This is a genomic window from Dactylosporangium salmoneum (assembly GCF_039532525.1).
GTDB lineage: Bacteria > Actinomycetota > Actinomycetes > Mycobacteriales > Micromonosporaceae > Dactylosporangium > Dactylosporangium salmoneum.
Map to the genome: position 1 here is coordinate 19,860 of NZ_BAAARV010000108.1, position 15,240 is coordinate 35,099.

The 15,240-nt window shown below is 72.9% G+C and carries 14 protein-coding genes; 4 read left to right on the plus strand and 10 right to left on the minus strand.

All coding sequences use genetic code 11. The annotated features are described in order from the left end of the window. Window positions 1-330: 330 nt before the first annotated feature. The 7 genes from ABD352_RS49760 to ABD352_RS49790 are packed head-to-tail and all read right to left on the minus strand — an operon-like array spanning window position 331 to window position 7,654. On the minus strand, window positions 331-2,121 hold the full coding sequence (locus tag ABD352_RS49760) for an aldehyde ferredoxin oxidoreductase C-terminal domain-containing protein (protein ID WP_344619671.1): 1,791 nt from the start codon (window positions 2,119-2,121) through the stop codon (window positions 331-333). 29 nt (window positions 2,122-2,150) lie between these two features. Next, window positions 2,151-3,224, minus strand: coding sequence for a Gfo/Idh/MocA family protein (locus ABD352_RS49765; protein ID WP_344619672.1), 1,074 nt, complete (start codon window positions 3,222-3,224; stop codon window positions 2,151-2,153). Window positions 3,225-3,237: 13 nt separating this feature from the next. Then, window positions 3,238-3,438 carry a hypothetical protein gene (locus ABD352_RS49770; protein WP_344619673.1) on the minus strand — a complete coding sequence of 67 codons (201 nt, stop codon included), beginning with the start codon at window positions 3,436-3,438 and terminating at the stop codon, window positions 3,238-3,240. Further along, complete coding sequence (locus ABD352_RS49775; protein ID WP_344619674.1) at window positions 3,435-4,760, minus strand: glycosyl hydrolase family 28-related protein; 1,326 nt, start codon at window positions 4,758-4,760, stop codon at window positions 3,435-3,437. Before ABD352_RS49775 ends, ABD352_RS49770 begins: the two co-directional genes overlap by 4 nt. A 52-nt stretch (window positions 4,761-4,812) precedes the next feature. Next, complete coding sequence (locus ABD352_RS49780) at window positions 4,813-6,060, minus strand: enolase C-terminal domain-like protein (RefSeq protein ID WP_344619675.1); 1,248 nt, start codon at window positions 6,058-6,060, stop codon at window positions 4,813-4,815. Window positions 6,061-6,068: 8 nt separating this feature from the next. After that, entirely contained in the window at window positions 6,069-6,902 is an 834-nt protein-coding gene (locus tag ABD352_RS49785) for a creatininase family protein (RefSeq protein WP_344619676.1), read from the minus strand. Then, window positions 6,899-7,654 (minus strand): NAD-dependent epimerase/dehydratase family protein, encoded by a 756-nt coding sequence (locus ABD352_RS49790; protein ID WP_344619677.1) that lies wholly within the window; start codon window positions 7,652-7,654, stop codon window positions 6,899-6,901. Before ABD352_RS49790 ends, ABD352_RS49785 begins: the two co-directional genes overlap by 4 nt. A gap of 134 nt (window positions 7,655-7,788) precedes the next feature. Here ABD352_RS49790 and ABD352_RS49795 point away from each other — a divergent pair, with 134 nt between their 5' ends. Continuing rightward, window positions 7,789-8,766 carry a LacI family DNA-binding transcriptional regulator gene (locus tag ABD352_RS49795; RefSeq protein WP_344619678.1) on the plus strand — a complete coding sequence of 326 codons (978 nt, stop codon included), beginning with the start codon at window positions 7,789-7,791 and terminating at the stop codon, window positions 8,764-8,766. Window positions 8,767-8,955: 189 nt separating this feature from the next. Here ABD352_RS49795 and ABD352_RS49800 read toward each other — a convergent pair whose 3' ends face one another. From ABD352_RS49800 to ABD352_RS49810, 3 genes are all read right to left on the minus strand, one after another. Then, on the minus strand, window positions 8,956-10,095 hold the full coding sequence (locus ABD352_RS49800) for an N-acetylglucosamine-6-phosphate deacetylase (RefSeq protein ID WP_344619679.1): 1,140 nt from the start codon (window positions 10,093-10,095) through the stop codon (window positions 8,956-8,958). 8 nt (window positions 10,096-10,103) lie between these two features. Beyond that, window positions 10,104-10,940, minus strand: coding sequence for a 6-phosphogluconolactonase (locus tag ABD352_RS49805; RefSeq protein ID WP_344619680.1), 837 nt, complete (start codon window positions 10,938-10,940; stop codon window positions 10,104-10,106). A 231-nt stretch (window positions 10,941-11,171) separates the two neighbouring features. Then, on the minus strand, window positions 11,172-11,684 hold the full coding sequence (locus tag ABD352_RS49810) for a CGNR zinc finger domain-containing protein (protein ID WP_344619681.1): 513 nt from the start codon (window positions 11,682-11,684) through the stop codon (window positions 11,172-11,174). Between the two features lie 210 nt (window positions 11,685-11,894). On the opposite strand from ABD352_RS49810, the gene ABD352_RS49815 reads away from it, so the two are divergent. From ABD352_RS49815 to ABD352_RS49825, 3 genes are read left to right on the plus strand one after another with little or no spacing between them, the layout of a single operon-like run. Continuing rightward, window positions 11,895-13,229: an ABC transporter substrate-binding protein gene (locus tag ABD352_RS49815; RefSeq protein WP_344619682.1), complete on the plus strand. Its 1,335-nt coding sequence runs from the start codon at window positions 11,895-11,897 to the stop codon at window positions 13,227-13,229. 32 nt (window positions 13,230-13,261) lie between these two features. Beyond that, window positions 13,262-14,221 (plus strand): carbohydrate ABC transporter permease, encoded by a 960-nt coding sequence (locus ABD352_RS49820; protein WP_344619683.1) that lies wholly within the window; start codon window positions 13,262-13,264, stop codon window positions 14,219-14,221. Window positions 14,222-14,239: 18 nt separating this feature from the next. After that, window positions 14,240-15,079, plus strand: coding sequence for a carbohydrate ABC transporter permease (locus ABD352_RS49825; protein WP_344619684.1), 840 nt, complete (start codon window positions 14,240-14,242; stop codon window positions 15,077-15,079). Window positions 15,080-15,240: the final 161 nt, after the last annotated feature.

Consider the following 15,240-nt stretch of genomic DNA (forward strand, 5'->3'; position numbering starts at 1 on the left):
GCGCCGCCAGCGGCCTCGGCGCCGCCACCGCCACCCGGCTCGCCGCCGACGGCATCACTCCAGCTGGTAGAAGATCTTGAATCCGGCGTAGCGGAAGTTGTGGTACTGCATCATGCTCTGCGCGACCCACTCGTTGTACTGCTGGGTCTTGACCTCACGCTGACCACGAGGTCGATCCCGGCGACCACGGGGTTGCCCTCGGCTATCTGGTCAAGGGCGCCGGCGGCACCGACATCGTCGCGGCCATCCACGGCGGTGCTCGGCCGCGACGACCCGGATCTCGACGACCACGTCGGCTGCTTCTCCGAGACGCTGGTGCTGACTGCACCGCTACACGCTGGACACCGGGTCGCTGCCCTCAGCCCAGCCCAGCGCCCGCGCCAGCTCGGCCCGGGCCTGCGCGAACCGGGCGCGGTCCAGCACCGCGCCCGCGGCCGGGCCGGCGTCGATCGGCTCGGTGAAGAAGCGATCGGGAAGTTCCGCCGCGTCGGGGTCCGGATGCAGCCGCCGCGCCCGGGCGAGCCGTTCCCGGCCCCAGTGCAGGATGCGCTGCGCATCGGCGTCCAGCCCGCCGGCCGCGGCGAGCACCTCGCACACGTCCGCGACGCTCAGCACGCGCGTCGGCGGCCCGGCGAAGACGCACACGCCCAACGCCTCCAGGCCGCTCCACAGCTCCAGCAGCCGTGCGGTCCGGCGGGCCTTGCGCGGGCTGAGCTCCGCGCCGGGCAGCGGCTCCAGGCCCAGCTCCGCCAGTCGCGCGGCCGCGTCGGGCAGGCCCTCGGCCGGGTCGAAGTCGATGTCGTGCTCGGCCGCGTCGTAGCGGATGCCCAGCGGCGAGGCGGCCCACGCCACCGCCAGGCCTGGGAGCCGGCGCGGGTCGAACGTGCTCAGCTCCATCCCGCCCGCCTGCATGGCCAGGTCGGGCCGGGTCTGCCGGGCCGCCGCCGCGACGCCGTCGGCGAGCAGGTCGCCGAGGCCCTCGCGGTGCGCGATGCGGCCGAGCCACCGGCCGAGGCGGTGCGGCTGGCCGAACCGGGGCGCGTCGGGGGCCAGGGCGATCCCGTGCTCGGCGACCTCACAGGCCCAGCCGAGCGTCAGGCCGGCCGACACCGGGTCGAGGCCGAGCCGGTGGCAGGCGGCGTTGGCGCGCAGGATCTCCGGCAGGTCGTACACCCCGAGGTTCGGGCCGAGCGCGGCGACCGCCTCCTGGTGCAGCGCGAGCGCGCTCCCGCCCGGGCCGTGTCCCTCGGTGCCGAAGCCCTTGACGCAGTCGACCGGGCAGCCCGGGCAGGCGCCGCCGTCCCAGCGCAGCGCGGCGAGGAACGCCCGCGCGGCCAGCGGATTGGGCGCCGGCAGCCGGGAGGTGCGGTAGTTCTCCACGACGCCGTAGCCCTCGGCCGCCGCGGTGCCCATCCAGGCGCCGAAGCCGGGCGGGCGGCGCTGCCCGGTGGCGAGCACGCTGCCGGGCAGCGCCGCGCGGAAGCGGTGCCCGAGCGCACCGAGCCGTTCGGGGTCGAACGGTTCCGCAGGTTCGCCGGGCAGCACGACGACCGCCTTGAGCCGCTTGGCGCCCCACCGCGCGCCGAGCCCGCCGCGGGCGGCGGCGAACCCGCCGTCGCAGACGATGTCGGCGAACGCGACCCGGTGCTCGCCGGCCGGTCCGATCGCCGCCACGCGGGCGGCCCGGCCGTGCCGCCGCCGCAGCAGCTCGGTCGCCTGCCCGGTCGTGCGCCCCCACAGCTCGCGCGCGTCGGCGATTCGGGCACCGTCCGGGGTGACCAGCAGGTAACACGGCGCGCTCGCCCGGCCCCGGACCGAGATCGCGGTGAGGCCGCAGTCGCGCAGCGCGGCCGGGAAATGGCCCTCGATGCGCGCGTCGACCACTCCCCCGGTGAGCGGCGAGCGGCCTACCGCGCCGGCGCGGGCCAGCCCCGGGAACCGGAACCCGGCCACGACGCCGCCGGCGAGCACGACCGGGGCGTCGTCCCCGATCGCGCCCGCGGCCTCGGCCTCGGCGATGAGGTCGAGGGCGATCAGCGCACCGCCCGGCCGATCCGCCCACTCGCCCGGATCGCGCTCCGTGCGCCGGATCCGGCCGGTCGCCAGGTCGACGTCGAGCAAACGGGGCGGTGCTGCCGGCGGCAACGGACTCAGCCGATCTCGTCGAGGCCGACGATCCGCCCCTCCTCGGCGGAGCGCTCCGCCGCGAAGCACAGCCGCATCGTGTCGAGCGCGTCGCGCGGGGCGATGCTCGGCGGCTGCCCCGCGGCGACCCGCCGGACGATGTCGAGGGTCTGGTCGTGCGTGTTGTGGATGTAGCGGTGGTCCTCCTCCTTGGTCCATGAGCGGGTCTCCACGAGGGTGCTCACGAGGCCCGCGTCGGTCAGCTCGAACGTCCAGCGGCTCACCGTGCGGGCGAACACGTCGGTGCGCGCCGCGCCGGCGGTGCCGACGACGAGGTACGACAGCTCGTGGCCGTCCCCGGGCACGTAGTCCGGGGCCTGCAACGGGTCGGACTCCACCTTCGCCGCGGGCGCCATCATGAAGGTCAGGTGGCCCGTGGCGCCGCCGGCGAACCGGTGCGTGGCGTGGAAGTTGTCGTGCACCTCGAAGTACGGCACCACATTGGGCGCGGCCGGCGCGTAGACGTCCCGCACCGCGTCGCCGACCCACCAGCGGCTCAGGTCGACGTAGTGGCTGAGCTTCTCGCCGAACATCCCGCCGCTGCCGGCCTTGGTGCGCCGCCAGGCGTGCGGGCCCCAGAACTCGCTGGAAATGTACGTGCAGCTGGTGTTGACGACCCGGCCGAGCAGACCGGCATCGATCCAGTCCTTCACGGTGGTGTAGAGCCGGGAGTACCGCAGCTCGAACCCCACCTGCAGGAACCCGCCGGTCCGCTCGGCCTCGGCGACCATGTCGGCCGCGTCGTCGAAGCGGGTGGCCATCGGCTTCTCGGTCATCACCGCCTTGCCGGCTCGCAGGGCGCGGGTGGTCAGCTCCCGGTGCGCGTCGTTCGACGAGGTCACGAACACGACCGGGATGCCGGCGTCGGCCAGCACGTCGTCGAGCTCGACGGCGCCGCCGATCCCGTAGCGCGCGATGAGCTCGGCCACCCGTTCGGGGCGGATGTCCTGGGCGACGATGCCGTCCACCAGTTCGGACTTGAGCAGGTGGTTGATGACGGTCTCGCCCATCCGTCCCGCTCCGAGCACGGCAACCTTCACAGGTGTCTTCTCCTTAGAACAACAGGGTGTACTGGTCGGCGACGTCCGCGGCGGCGGTGCTCGCGGCGGCGGTACCGGTGGTGTCGTTCCCCGCGCCGGGGACCGCGGCGGCGGCGGCCGGCCGGGCGGGCAGCAGCCCGGCGGCGGCGACCCCGGCACCGGCGAGCGCGGCGGCCCGCAGCACCGCGCGCCGGGTGACCCGCGGGGCGGTCACGACGACTCCGAGACGACGGGCAGGTACCCCAGGCTGGTGCCGGCGGCGTCGAACACCTGGATCTTGCGCACGACCGTGCCGAGCGCGGACGCGGACGCGGCGTTGGTGACGGCGAGCCTGCCGACGTTGACGGTACCGACGCCGGCCCGCTGCACCGTCGTGTCCGCGCCGAGCCTGAACGTGGCCGCCTGGGGCAGCTGGAACAGCCCGGCCATCAGGTCGATGACCGTGTTGGTCAGCATGCCCGAGTTGTCGATGACGGCGGGCGCGGTGTTCGTCGTCGCCTGCGACTCGCTGCCGGTCAGCAGCACGGTGACGTACTCCACCCCGCTGGCCAGCCGCACGTTGCCGCCCTTGTAGCCCTTCACGCCGAACACGCTGTTGCGGCTGTGCTGCATGTCCACGCCGACGTCGATGGCGGTCGCCGACGTGTTCAGGCCCGGGATCACGCCGCGCAGCTGGTTGCCGCCGTTCGTGCCATTGACCGCGGGTGCCTGGAAGCGGAAGTACGCGGTGCCCGTAGCCCCGGAGACCTTCCCGCAGTCGAAGAACTGGAACGAGTCGATGACGTTGTCGCCGCCCCGGTGCAGGACGATCGTCCCGCCGCTGGGCACGTGCAGGTTCTCGGCCCAGCAGCCCAGCCACAGGTTGCGCTCCGGCTCGTAGGAGGCGCTCTCCTGCACCACGAGGGCACCGGTCGCGCCCACGTCCGCCGTGGTCGTGTTGCCCACCGGTGTCATCGAGCGCAGCCCGACGCCGATGAACCGGCAGCCGTTGGTGGCGGTGGCCCGCAGGTACGGCACGTCGTTGGCGCTGGCGTCGACCGGGGTCACGATCGTGATGCGGTTGAAGTCGGAGAGGTACACCCGGCCGATGTCCAGCCCCGGGCCGCCGGTCTGCTCGATGGCGATGTCGGTGAAGTTGGCCGACTCGCCGATCGGGATGCTGATGCCGCTGTGGGCCTTCGTCGCGTCACTCGCCCCGTCGCCCTGCACGGCGAAGCCGCCGAAGGTGATCCGGCCGCGGTGGCTGTCGGGGAACTTGAAGCCGGTGAAGTCCAGCACCGGCCCGGTCTGGTTGATCGCCTTGATGACGGTGCCCTGTGGTGCGCCCCCGTTGGGGGTGCTGGTGCGCTTCGCCCCGGCGCCGTGGATGGCCGACGAGTGGCCGGACAGCGCGAGGGTGTGGTTGACGATGTAGACGCCGGGCGGGAAGTACACGAAGTCGTGCGCGGCGTCGGCGGCGGTCAGGGCCGCCTGGATGGCGCTGGTGTCGTCGGTGCTGCCGTCGCCGGCGGCGCCGTAGTCCTTGACGTTAGTCACGAAATTCCCTTCCGCGGAAACGACGGGGGGCATGGTGCGTTCGCGCGGCCCGTCAGCAGGTGCCGAACAGGCGGTGATCCCGGGCCCGGGCGGTGGCGAACCGGCTGCGCCACTGCGAAGACCCGTCGTCGGGGGTCACGTCGAGGGTGACGCCGCGCTCCTGCGGCGCCTCGTTGCCCATCAGGAAGGCGTCGTTGCAGGCGGCGTACGACGTGAAGTCGATCGAACGGCCGGTGGGCCAGCGGACCGTGAGCAGCTCACCGGGGCGCTCCGGCGGCGTCGGGCCGGCGACGGCGTAGCGGTGCACGCTCGCCTCGTCGATCTCGACGCCCAGGCCGGGCCCGGCGGGCACCGCCAGGTTGCCGTGCGCCACCCGCAGCGGGTCGGCCAGCAGGTCGTTCTCCCAGATGTTCAGGCAGCTCACGTGCGGCCGGCGAGCGTGGGTCAGCACCGCGGCGAGCTGTGCGCACAGCGCCGTGGTGAGGCCGAGCCCGACGACCTGCAGCCAGAACGGTTTGTTGAAGGCGGCGGCCCGCAGGCCCTTGGTCAGGACGGAGACGATCCCGTCGTGGATGACGTATCCGTCGCAGGCGTCCACGGTCTCGTCGAGGCCGGGGTCGTCCACCAGGTGCATGTACAGCGGGCGGCCGAGGACCGAGCGCAGCTCCCGGTAACCGCGGACGTCCTCGTGCGGTATCGGGGTCTCGAACACGGCCACCTTGGCGAAGCGCTCGAGGTCGAGCAGCACCGGCTTGGCGGTGCCGGCGTCGCGCAGCGTGCCGTTCCAGTCCAGGCCGACCGTGAAGTCCTCCGGCGTGGCCGCCCCGACCAGCTCCAGCTGCCGCCACACGTCGAACCACGGGCGCGGCTTGGTCTTGAGCACCCGGTAGCCGGCGGCCGCCGCGTCGCGGGCCTCCTCGGCGAGCACCTCCGGCGGCAGGTCGGTCGCCCACCAGGCGAGCCCGACCTCCTCGCGGACCATCGGCCGGCCGAACAGCCGGTGCGCCGGCACACCCAGCGCCTTCCCGGCCGCGTCGTACGCCGCCATCTGCAGCGCCGGCCCGAGCCGGTCGTCGCCGAGCAGCTCGCCGACCGGCCGGCCGAGCGTCCAGTCGAGGGCCGCGTCGGAGGTCTCGCCCCAGGTGTAGTGGGGCAGCCGCTCCCCCCAGCCGGCCGTGCCGTCGGTGGTCTCGATCCGGATCAGCTCGACCACCTGCCAGCCCCAGATCAGCCGGGTGTGCCAGGGGCGCAGCCGGGGCCGGAAGGGGACGTTGAGGTACAGCCGGTCCACGCGCTTCACGGCCGGGGTCATCGGGCACCGCCGTGTATGGCGAGGAGCCCGTCGGCCAGCCGCCGGGCGAGCAGGTCGAGGACTGCGGCGCCGACGTCCGCGCCGGCGCCCGAGCCGTCGTCGGTACGTCCCCCGCTCGCCAGCCACAGCCCCGGCCGGCGGACGTGCCAGCCGGGCGGCTCCGGGTCGGCCAGCGGCTCGCGGCGGGCCGGTTCGCCGGCGCCCGCGGCGGGCGCGGGGTCGCGCACGAGGCCGGGACGGACGGCGAGCATGAGGGAGATCTCGAAGTCACCGGCATGCCCGGGCACCGCGGCCATCCCGTTACTGGCGGCGGCGAGCGCCTCGGGCGCCACCGCCCAGTACGACACGGCCGCGACGGTGGCCGGCAGCGCCAGCTCGTGCACCAGCCGGTCGGCGGCCGCCCGCAGGACGTTCTCGTTCCCGCCGTGGCCGTTGACGAAGACCACGCGGGGGAAGCCGGTGCGCACCAGGCTCTGCGCGACCTCGGCCAGCACCTGCAGGTACACCGGGATGGACAGGCTGACCGCGGCGCCGAGGTCGAGGTGGTGGTGCGCGGCGCCGAAGGGCAGCACCGGGGTGCGCAGCACGTCGGCCGACTCGGCGGCGCGGCGCACCGCCCGCTCCACGACCGCCTCGGCAAGCAGGGAGTCGGTGCCCATCGGCAGCCGGGCCGCGTGCTGCTCGGTGGAGCCGAGCGGCACGACGACGGTCGCCGCCGGGGCGCGCCGGACCACCTCGTCGCGGGTCAGCGCGTCCAGCCGCCACGGCGCATGCCCGGCGGTCCAGGTGTCGCCGGGCCCGGCCGGCACGTCCACCCGCCCGGCGGTCACGAGCCCGCCTCCGTCGTGGCGGGGCCGGCGACGTCCTCGCGACGGGCCAGCGGGGCCCAGCCGAGCGCCCGCCGGGTCGGCCCGGCGTCGATGAACCGGCCGTCGTGGTCGCCGGTGATGCAGTACGTCCGGTATCCGGGCCCGTGCGCGGGCACGACGCGCAGCGCGGCCAGGAACGCGGCCGCCACGTCGCTGCCGGCGGTCATCACGTGCGGGTCCGGCCAGCCGTCGTACGCCCGCCACTCGTCGTCGGGCAGCGGCCCGCACAGCCGCAGCGACGCCACCGCCAGGCCGTGCTCCCGGGCCGCCGCCTCGGCCACCTGCTCGCCCAGGCGCTTGCTGAGCCCGTAGGCGTCGGTGGCATCCGGCGCGCGGTGCTCCAGCTCGGCTCCGAACCCGAAGTAGTCCTCGAACACCGAGGCCGTGCTCGCGTGCAGGAACGTCCGCACGCCGGCCCGGGCCGCGGCCTGCAGGGCCAGGTACAGGCCGGTGACGTTGACCGCGAAGTGCGCGGGCGCCCACCGCTGCGGGTCGCCCCAGCCGTCGTTCGGGCCCATCGCCAGGTATACCACCGCGTCCTGGCCCGCCATCGCGGCGGCGAGGCCACCGAAGTCGGCCACATCGACCAGTCTGAACGCGATGCCCGGGCCGGGCGGCACCCGGTCGGCCACGGTCACGTGGTGGGTGCGCGCGAGGGGCCCGAGGAGCATCGCGCCCACGCGCCCGGATCCGCCGATCACCAGGACGTTCATTCGGTACCATTCCCGGGCCCGGCCGCGGGTCGCGGCGCTCGGGTACCGTTTCGCACATCCGCGTACGGCGTGCCGCAACGGCGGGCTACATTCTGGAACACTCGTCGCGTCCTCCGAGCCGAAAGGGGTTGCCGATGGCCATCACGCTCTCGCAGCTGGCGGCGGAGCTCGGCCTGTCCACGTCGACCGTGTCGCGGGCGTTCTCCCACCCGGAGCGGCTGACCGCCGAGACCGTCAGCCGCGTGCTGGCCGCCGCGCAGCGCCACGCCTACCAGCCCAACCGGTTCGCCAAGGCGCTCACGACCGGCAAGTCGATGAACATCGGCCTGGTCGTGCCGGACATCGCCAACCCGTTCTTCCCGCCTCTGATCAAGGCGGCCCAGCACCGGGCCCGCGCCCATGGCTACTCGGTCTACGTCGCCGACGGCGACGAGAACCCGAAGGAGGAGTGGAACCAGCTGACCCACTTCGCCGGGCACGTCGACGGGGTCGTGCTGTGCTCGCCCCGGATGAGCACGACCAAGCTGCGGGAGATCCCGGCGCAGGATCGGGTGATCCTCGTCAATCGCGAGGTGCCGAACATGCCGTGCATCCTCATTGACTCGACCGTGGGCATGCACCAGGCCGTCGACCACCTGGTGTCGCTGGGGCACCACGAGATCGCGTACATCGGCGGCCCGGCCCGCTCGTGGGCCAACACCCAGCGGCGCAAGGCCGTGCTGGAGCGCTGCCGCCACCACGGGCTCGAACCGGCCCTGCTCGGCCCGTACGTCTCCACCCACGAGGCCGGCGTCGACGCCGCGCGCAAGCTGGGCCGCACGGCGGTCACCGCGGCGATCGCGTTCGACGACGTGCTGGCCGTCGGGCTGGTCTCCGGCCTGCAGGAGGCCGGGCTCCGAGTGCCCGAGGACCTCAGTGTCGTCGGTTGCGACGACGTCATTACCGAGCACACGGCCCCGCCACTGACCTCGGTGAGCGGCGGAGCCGCCACGGCCGGGCGGGTCGCGGTCGACGCGTTGCTGTCGAGTTTCGAAGGCGGGTCGATCGGCGCGAGCCGGACGGTGTTGCCGACCGAGCTGGTCGTCCGGCGCTCGACCGGTCCCGCGCGCTGAGCACTGCTGCATCGCCTCTCCAGAGGTCCGGGACGGCGGTTCCGTCACTGTAGTGCAACCGGTTGCACGTTGGGAAGGCCTTGGCACGGACGGGCCTTCGGAATTGCGGCGCCGCGAGGCCGCGGCGGCGCGGCATGCGGTGGGCACGGCGTCCAGGGTGGTGGCAGCCCGCAGACCGGCGCCGCGGGCTCAGGCGCCGTGCACGAGCCGCCCGGCCACGACCGTCGCGACGGCCCGCCAGCCGTCCGGACCGGGCCGCAGCACGGCCAGATCGGTGGTCCGCCCCGGCTCGACGTCCGCGTGTCCGTCCAGCCCCAGCAGACCCGCCGGGACCGCGCCGGCCATCCGCACCGCGTCCGCGAGCGGCACCCGCGCGGTCTCGACGGCCCAGGCCAGCCCGTCGAGCAGGCTGCGGGCCGCCCCGGCGAGCAGGGTCGAGCCGGCCAGCCGCAGCCGGCCGTCCGGCTCCAGCACGACCTGGCCGCCGACCGGCGTGCGGTACTGCCCCGGCGGCTGCCCGCCGAGCGCGACGCTGTCGCTGACCAGCAGCGCCCGGCCCGGCCCCTTGGCCCGCACCATGGCGGTGAAGGTGGCCGCGTCCAGGTGGTGGCCGTCGGCGATGAAGCTCGCGGCGAGCTCGTCGCGGGCCAGCTGCGCCCAGATGTAGTTGGGATGTCGCGGCAGTACCGGATGTGCGCCGTTGCCGAGATGCGTGGACAGCCGGGCCCCTGCCGCCACCGCGGCGTCGATGAGCGCGGGGCTCGCCGCGGTGTGCCCGATCGCGACCAGCACCCCGGCCGAGGACGCGGCGGCGACGAGGTCCAGCGCGCCGAGCCGTTCCGGGGCCAGCGTGAGGACCCGTACCCGCCCGCCGGCGACCAGCCGGCCGACCTCCGCGGCGTCGGCCGCCGCCACCAGGTCCGGGTCGTGCGCGCCGCGCGGACCGTCCTGCGGGGCCAGGAGCGGGCCTTCCAGGTGCGCGCCCGGGATCGCGTGCGCGAGCAGCGGGTCGCGGGCCCGCGCCCGCTCGATCGCCGCGAGCGCGCGCTCGATCCGCTGCGGTGGCCCGGTAATCACGGTCGGGCACAGGCGGGTCACGCCCAGCCGCCACTGTTCGCGCACCAGGCGCTCGATCGTGTCGGCGTCGACGTCCGCCGCGTTGACGTCGAGCCCCGCCCAGCCGTTGACCTGCAGGTCCACCAGGCCCGGGACGATGAGGTCCGCGGCGTCGCCGGCGGCCGGCTCGACCCGCTCGACGACCCCGCCGGCCACCCGGACCCGACTGACACCGGGGCGGCCGGGGATCCGCCCGATCAGTTCGAACGGCACGGCGCGCACTACCCGAGCGGCGGCGCGCCGGTGAGCCCGGCGGCCGCGGCTGCGTCGACGAACAGCGTGCACCGCGGGTGGCTGCGCAGCGCGGTGGCCGGCACCGCCTGGCGAACCGGACCGTCCAGAGTCGCGGCCACCGCCTCCGCCTTCGCCGCGCCGGGCACCGAGCCGACGAGTACCGCCGCGGACAGCAGGGTCGGGACGGTGAGCGTGAACGCCTCCCGCGGCACCTCCGCCAGGCTCGCGAAGCAGCCGTCGGAGACCTGCTGGCGCCGCGAGCGGTCGTCCAGGGTCACCAGTTTCACCACCTCAGGGTCGGCGAAGTCCGCGACGTCGGGATCGTTGAACGCGATGTGCCCGTTCTCCCCGATGCCCAGACACACTATGTCGAGCGGGGCGTCGAGCAGCAGGTCGGCGTAGCGGGCGAGCTCCTGCGCCGCCGACGCGGTGCCGTCCAGGATCAGGATCCGTCCGGGCCGGACCCGGTCGAACAGGCGCCGACGCAGGTAGCCGGCGAACGACGCCGGATCTCCGGGCGCCACCCCGCGGTACTCGTCCATCTGGAACGCCACCACGCGGGACCAGTCGAGGTCCGGCGCGGCGGCGAGTGCGTCGAGGGTGGCGTCCTGCGAGGGCGCGGCCGCGAACACCACGCGCGCCACCTCCTTGTCGCGCAGCACGGCCCGCAGCTCGTCGGCGATGACGGCGGCGGCCGCCCGGCCGGCGGCGACCGGGTCCGGGTGGATCTCGACGTGCAGGAGGTCGACCGTGCGGCGCCGCGCGTGGCCGGCTTGGGCCGGTACCGGCGGCCGGGCCGCGGGATCGGCTGATTCGCGAAGCATGCGATTCTCCAGAAGCTCAGGGAGACGGCCGGGGCGGCGCGCGGTCACGCCCGGAATCGCCCCGGATGGGCAGCTGGACCCGATGTCAAGGCGATGACGAGGTCTTTGACAATCTCGTACTGGACGAGCGCTGCCGTGATCAGTAAACTATGCAACCGGTTGCACGTCAACGCCCAGCCCGGTCGGCAGCCGGCCGGCCCGGGCGGTGGCAACGGGTACGGTGATCCCCCGTCAGACGGAGCGGCGGCGGGCCCGATATGCCGCGGCGTGCAGGCGATTGCCGCAGCGCTGGCTGTCGCAGTACAGGCGCGTGCGGTTGCGCGACTCGTCATACAACACCCGGGAGCAGTCTTCGGCGGCGCAGATGCGCAGCCGGGCCCGCTCCCCGTCGGCGATCAGGAGGGACAAGGCCATGGCGCAGTCCGCGGCGAGATGGTCGGTCAGGGTCGCATACGGCGGGAAGAAGTGCAGGTGAGGCGGGCGCCCGTCGTGCGTGGTCAGTCGCGGCTGAATCGGTGCCGCGGCCAGGATCTCGTTGACCCGCAGCACCGCGTCCGCCATCGTGGAGGCGGCGAACACGCTGTAGAGGCGGCGGCGCAACTCGTGCAGCGCAGCGAGGTCGGCGCCGGTCGGCGGCCGGACCTCGGTCACCTGCGCCTCCGCGATGAAGTCCCGTAGTCGCGCGACACTGTCGAGCAGCTCGCCCTCGCCGGCCTCGGGGCCGGTGTTGACCAGGCGAACCACGCTCGCCAGCACGTGACTGCGGCCATGTTCCGATCCGGCACGGTCAGGCACGGCAGCCGCCTCTTCCTCTCCCCGCCGCGGCCCGGCCGCGGCTACCCCTCTCCCTCTCCTCAGTATCTCACGCATCGACGCACCTGACTCATAGGGACACCCCAACCAGTGCACACGCCCCGGCCCACCCAGTCGTCAGGTGCGATCACCACATCGGTCATGTTCATCCTCACAGAACGGCACCCCCACATGACGAACATCACCCGCCGCCAGGCCCTCGTGGGCGCCGCGGCGCTCCTCGGCCTCGCGGCCTGCGGCGACGGCAGCGGCGCATCCACCGCCGCGGGCAAGGACACCGAGCTGGACCTGTGGAGCTACTGGTCCAAGGGCGAGGCCGGCCAGAAGCTCATGCAGGGCATCATCGACGACTTCACCAAGCAGACCGGCATCAAGGTCAACGTGCAGTGGAAGGGCCGCGGCGCCACCAAGGCACTGGTGCCGACCCTCAACACCGACAACGTGCCGGCCGACGTCTACGACGGCAGCGTCAGCGCGTTCACCAACCAGCTCGTGGCCGGCACCTTGCCGCTGACCGACGTCTACCAGAGCACCGTGAGCGGCACGCCCAAGACGATCGACGACGTCGTGGGCAAGTCCTACCGCACCTGCTCAGCCACCTTCGACGACGCCGGCAACGTGCAGGCACCGCTGTCGGTGCCCTACTGGGGCTCCTCCGACGCCATCTTCTTCAACGGCAAGCGGTTCCCGGAGCTGATCGACAACCCGCCGAAGGACTGGGACGCGTTCTTCACCATCCTGGACGGGCTCAAGGCCAAGGGGCGCCGCCCGATCGCGCTCGACGGCAGCGTCACCAGCTACAACGCGTACTTCTTCTCGTACTTCGTCTACTCCACCGTCGGCCCCGACGGGCTGGTCAAGGCGGCCGTCGACAAGACCGGCGAGACGTGGAAGCAGCCGGGCTACCTGGAGGCGGCCAAGCTCGTCGAGCGGCTGGCCAAGGGCAAGTACTTCATCGACGGCTTCAACGCCTCGAAGTTCCCGGCGATGGAGAACAAGTGGGCCAACGACGAGGCCGACTTCATCCTGATGGGCAGCTGGCTGCCGGAGGAGGTGGCGGCCGTCGCCGCGCCCGGCTTCGACTTCCAGTCCTTCCCGTTCCCCGCCGCCCCCGGCCACGCCGTCCCCCAGGTGAAGATCCAGGGCGGCTCGATCGGCATCTTCAAGAAGGCCAAGCACCCCGACGCCGCCAAGCAGTTCGCCGCGTTCGTGCTGCAGAACAAGTACCAGCAGCAGGTGACCACCACGCTGCGGAGCCTGCCGGTGGCCAAGGACGTCGCCCCGCCGGCCATGTTCACCGGGATGAAGCACCAGATCGACGCCGACCAGGTGAACAACTACCGGTACCCGACCTCGGCCCAGGGCTTCGAGACCAAGGTGCTGTACGCGCTCGACGACCAGCTCGTCTTCGGCAAGCTCACCGCGGAGCAGTTCATCGACCAGATGGCCAGCCAGACGAGCGCGTTCTGGAAGTAGTGCGCCCCGCGGCGAAGAAGGGTGATCAGCGCGTGACGACGCAGTTGGCACGAACCGAAGTGGCGGCCACGACCGCCGGCAAGGCGGCCACCCGGCCGCGGTACTCCCCGTTCGAGCGTTCCCGGCGGCGGCTGTTCGTGCCGTTCGTCTATCCGGCGCTCGTCGTCTACGCGCTGATCATGCTGGCCCCCACGGTCTTCACCATCTGGGTCAGCCTGAACCACTGGTCCGGGGCCGGCGCGCTGGAGTGGGCGGGCCTGGACAACTACACCTCGATGCTGACCGACCCGGTGTTCGGCACGGCGTTCGTGAACACCCTGTGGATCGTCCTCGGGGTGGGCGTGGCGGTGTTCGCGGTGGCGTTCACGCTGACCATGCTCATGCACGACATGCTCGGCCGGCGGTTCGTGCGGGCCGTGGTGTTCTTCCCCTCGCTGGTGCCCGGCATCGTGGTGTCGATCCTGTGGGGCTACCTGTTCAACCCCGACGGGCTGGTGAACCGCCTGCTGTCCGTGGTCGGGGTGCACAACCACCCCGCCTGGCTCGCCGAGAACAACATGTTCAAGACGCTGCTGGTCGGCATGGTGTGGCTCGGCTCCGGCACCTACACGGTCATCTTCATGGCCGCCGTCGACCGGATCCCGCCGGAGGTCTACGAGGCCGCCGAGCTGGAGGGCGCCACCCCGTGGCAGCGGTTCTTCCACATCACGCTGCCGATGACCTGGGACGTGGTGTCGGTGTGCGCGATCCTGTGGTGCATCGGCGCGCTCAAGACGTTCGAGTTCATCCTGACCTTCTCCGCCGCGGCCGGCTCCCTGCCGCCGAAGAACGTGTGGAACTTCGCGATGTACTCCTACGCGGAGGCCTTCAACCCCGACGGCCTCGCCGACTACGGGGTGGCCTCCGCCTCCGGCGTCGTCGTGCTGATCCTCACCGGTCTGCTGACCTTCCTGGCCCGCCGGGTGGTCCGCAAGGACACCGTCACCTACTAGCGACAGGGAGCCTCGCAGATGAAGACCGTGCGACGAACCCGCGGCCCGGTGGCCCGCGTGCTGATCCCCCTCGTGTGGGCGCTGGCCGCCGTGGACGTGCTCATCCTGGTGTGGATGCTGCTGTCCTCGCTCAAGGAGACCCGGGAGATGGTGCTCGAGCCGTTCAGCTGGCCGAGCCACTTCGCGTGGGACAACTACGAGATCGCCTGGACGTCGGGGCAGTTCGGCGACGGCGTGCTGAACTCGCTCGTGCTGGTGGTCGGTTCCGGGGTCGGCTGCATCGTGCTGGCCGCGCCGGCCGCCTACGCCCTGGCCCGCTTCCAGATCCGCGGCGCCGGGACCCACCTGAGCCTGTTCGTGCTCGGGCTGGGCATCCCCGCGCAGACCATGTTCATCCCCCTCTACGTGGCCTTCGACAAGATCGGGCTGACCGACTCGGTCTGGGGCCTGATGCTCATCTACATCGGCGCCGGGATCCCCTACGCGCTGTTCCTGCTCACCGCGTTCTTCCGCTCGATGCCGACCGAGCTGGAGCAGGCCGGGGCGATCGACGGCGCCAGTCCTTGGTACGTCTTCTGGCGCATCATGCTGCCGCTGGCCCGCTCCGGTCTGATCACCATCTTCGTGATGCAGGCCATCGGGCACTGGAGCGAGACGTTCTTCGCGCTGGTCATGCTGCAGACCAAGACCACGCTGTCGCTCTCGCTCTACAACTTCATGCAGACCATGCAGTACACCGGCTCGCGGTACTCGGTGCTGTTCGCCGGGCTCATCATCATCGTCGGCCCGCTGCTCGTGGCCTACCTGTGGCTCGGGCGCCGGATCGTCGAAGGCATCGCGGCCGGCTACAGCCGCTGAGCCCTGACCCTTTTCCGCGGCCGCATCCTTTTCACCCCCTGTTGCAAGGAGCGCTTCACCATGCCCGGAAACGCCCTGCCCGCAAATCCGTCGCACCACCCCCTGGCCCGCCGCCGGCTGCTGCAGATCGGGGCGGTGGCGGCCTCCGTGCCGGTCCTGGC

What these genes read in the sequence shown, in the direction of transcription:
- ABD352_RS49790 (WP_344619677.1), bottom strand. Translation starts at nt 7,654, where the DNA reads ATGAACGTCCTGGTGATCGGCGGATCCGGGCGCGTGGGCGCGATGCTC.
- ABD352_RS49795 (WP_344619678.1), top strand. Translation starts at nt 7,789, where the DNA reads ATGGCCATCACGCTCTCGCAGCTGGCGGCGGAGCTCGGCCTGTCCACG.
- ABD352_RS49805 (WP_344619680.1), bottom strand. Translation starts at nt 10,940, where the DNA reads ATGCTTCGCGAATCAGCCGATCCCGCGGCCCGGCCGCCGGTACCGGCC.
- ABD352_RS49815 (WP_344619682.1), top strand. Translation starts at nt 11,895, where the DNA reads ATGTTCATCCTCACAGAACGGCACCCCCACATGACGAACATCACCCGC.
- ABD352_RS49825 (WP_344619684.1), top strand. Translation starts at nt 14,240, where the DNA reads ATGAAGACCGTGCGACGAACCCGCGGCCCGGTGGCCCGCGTGCTGATC.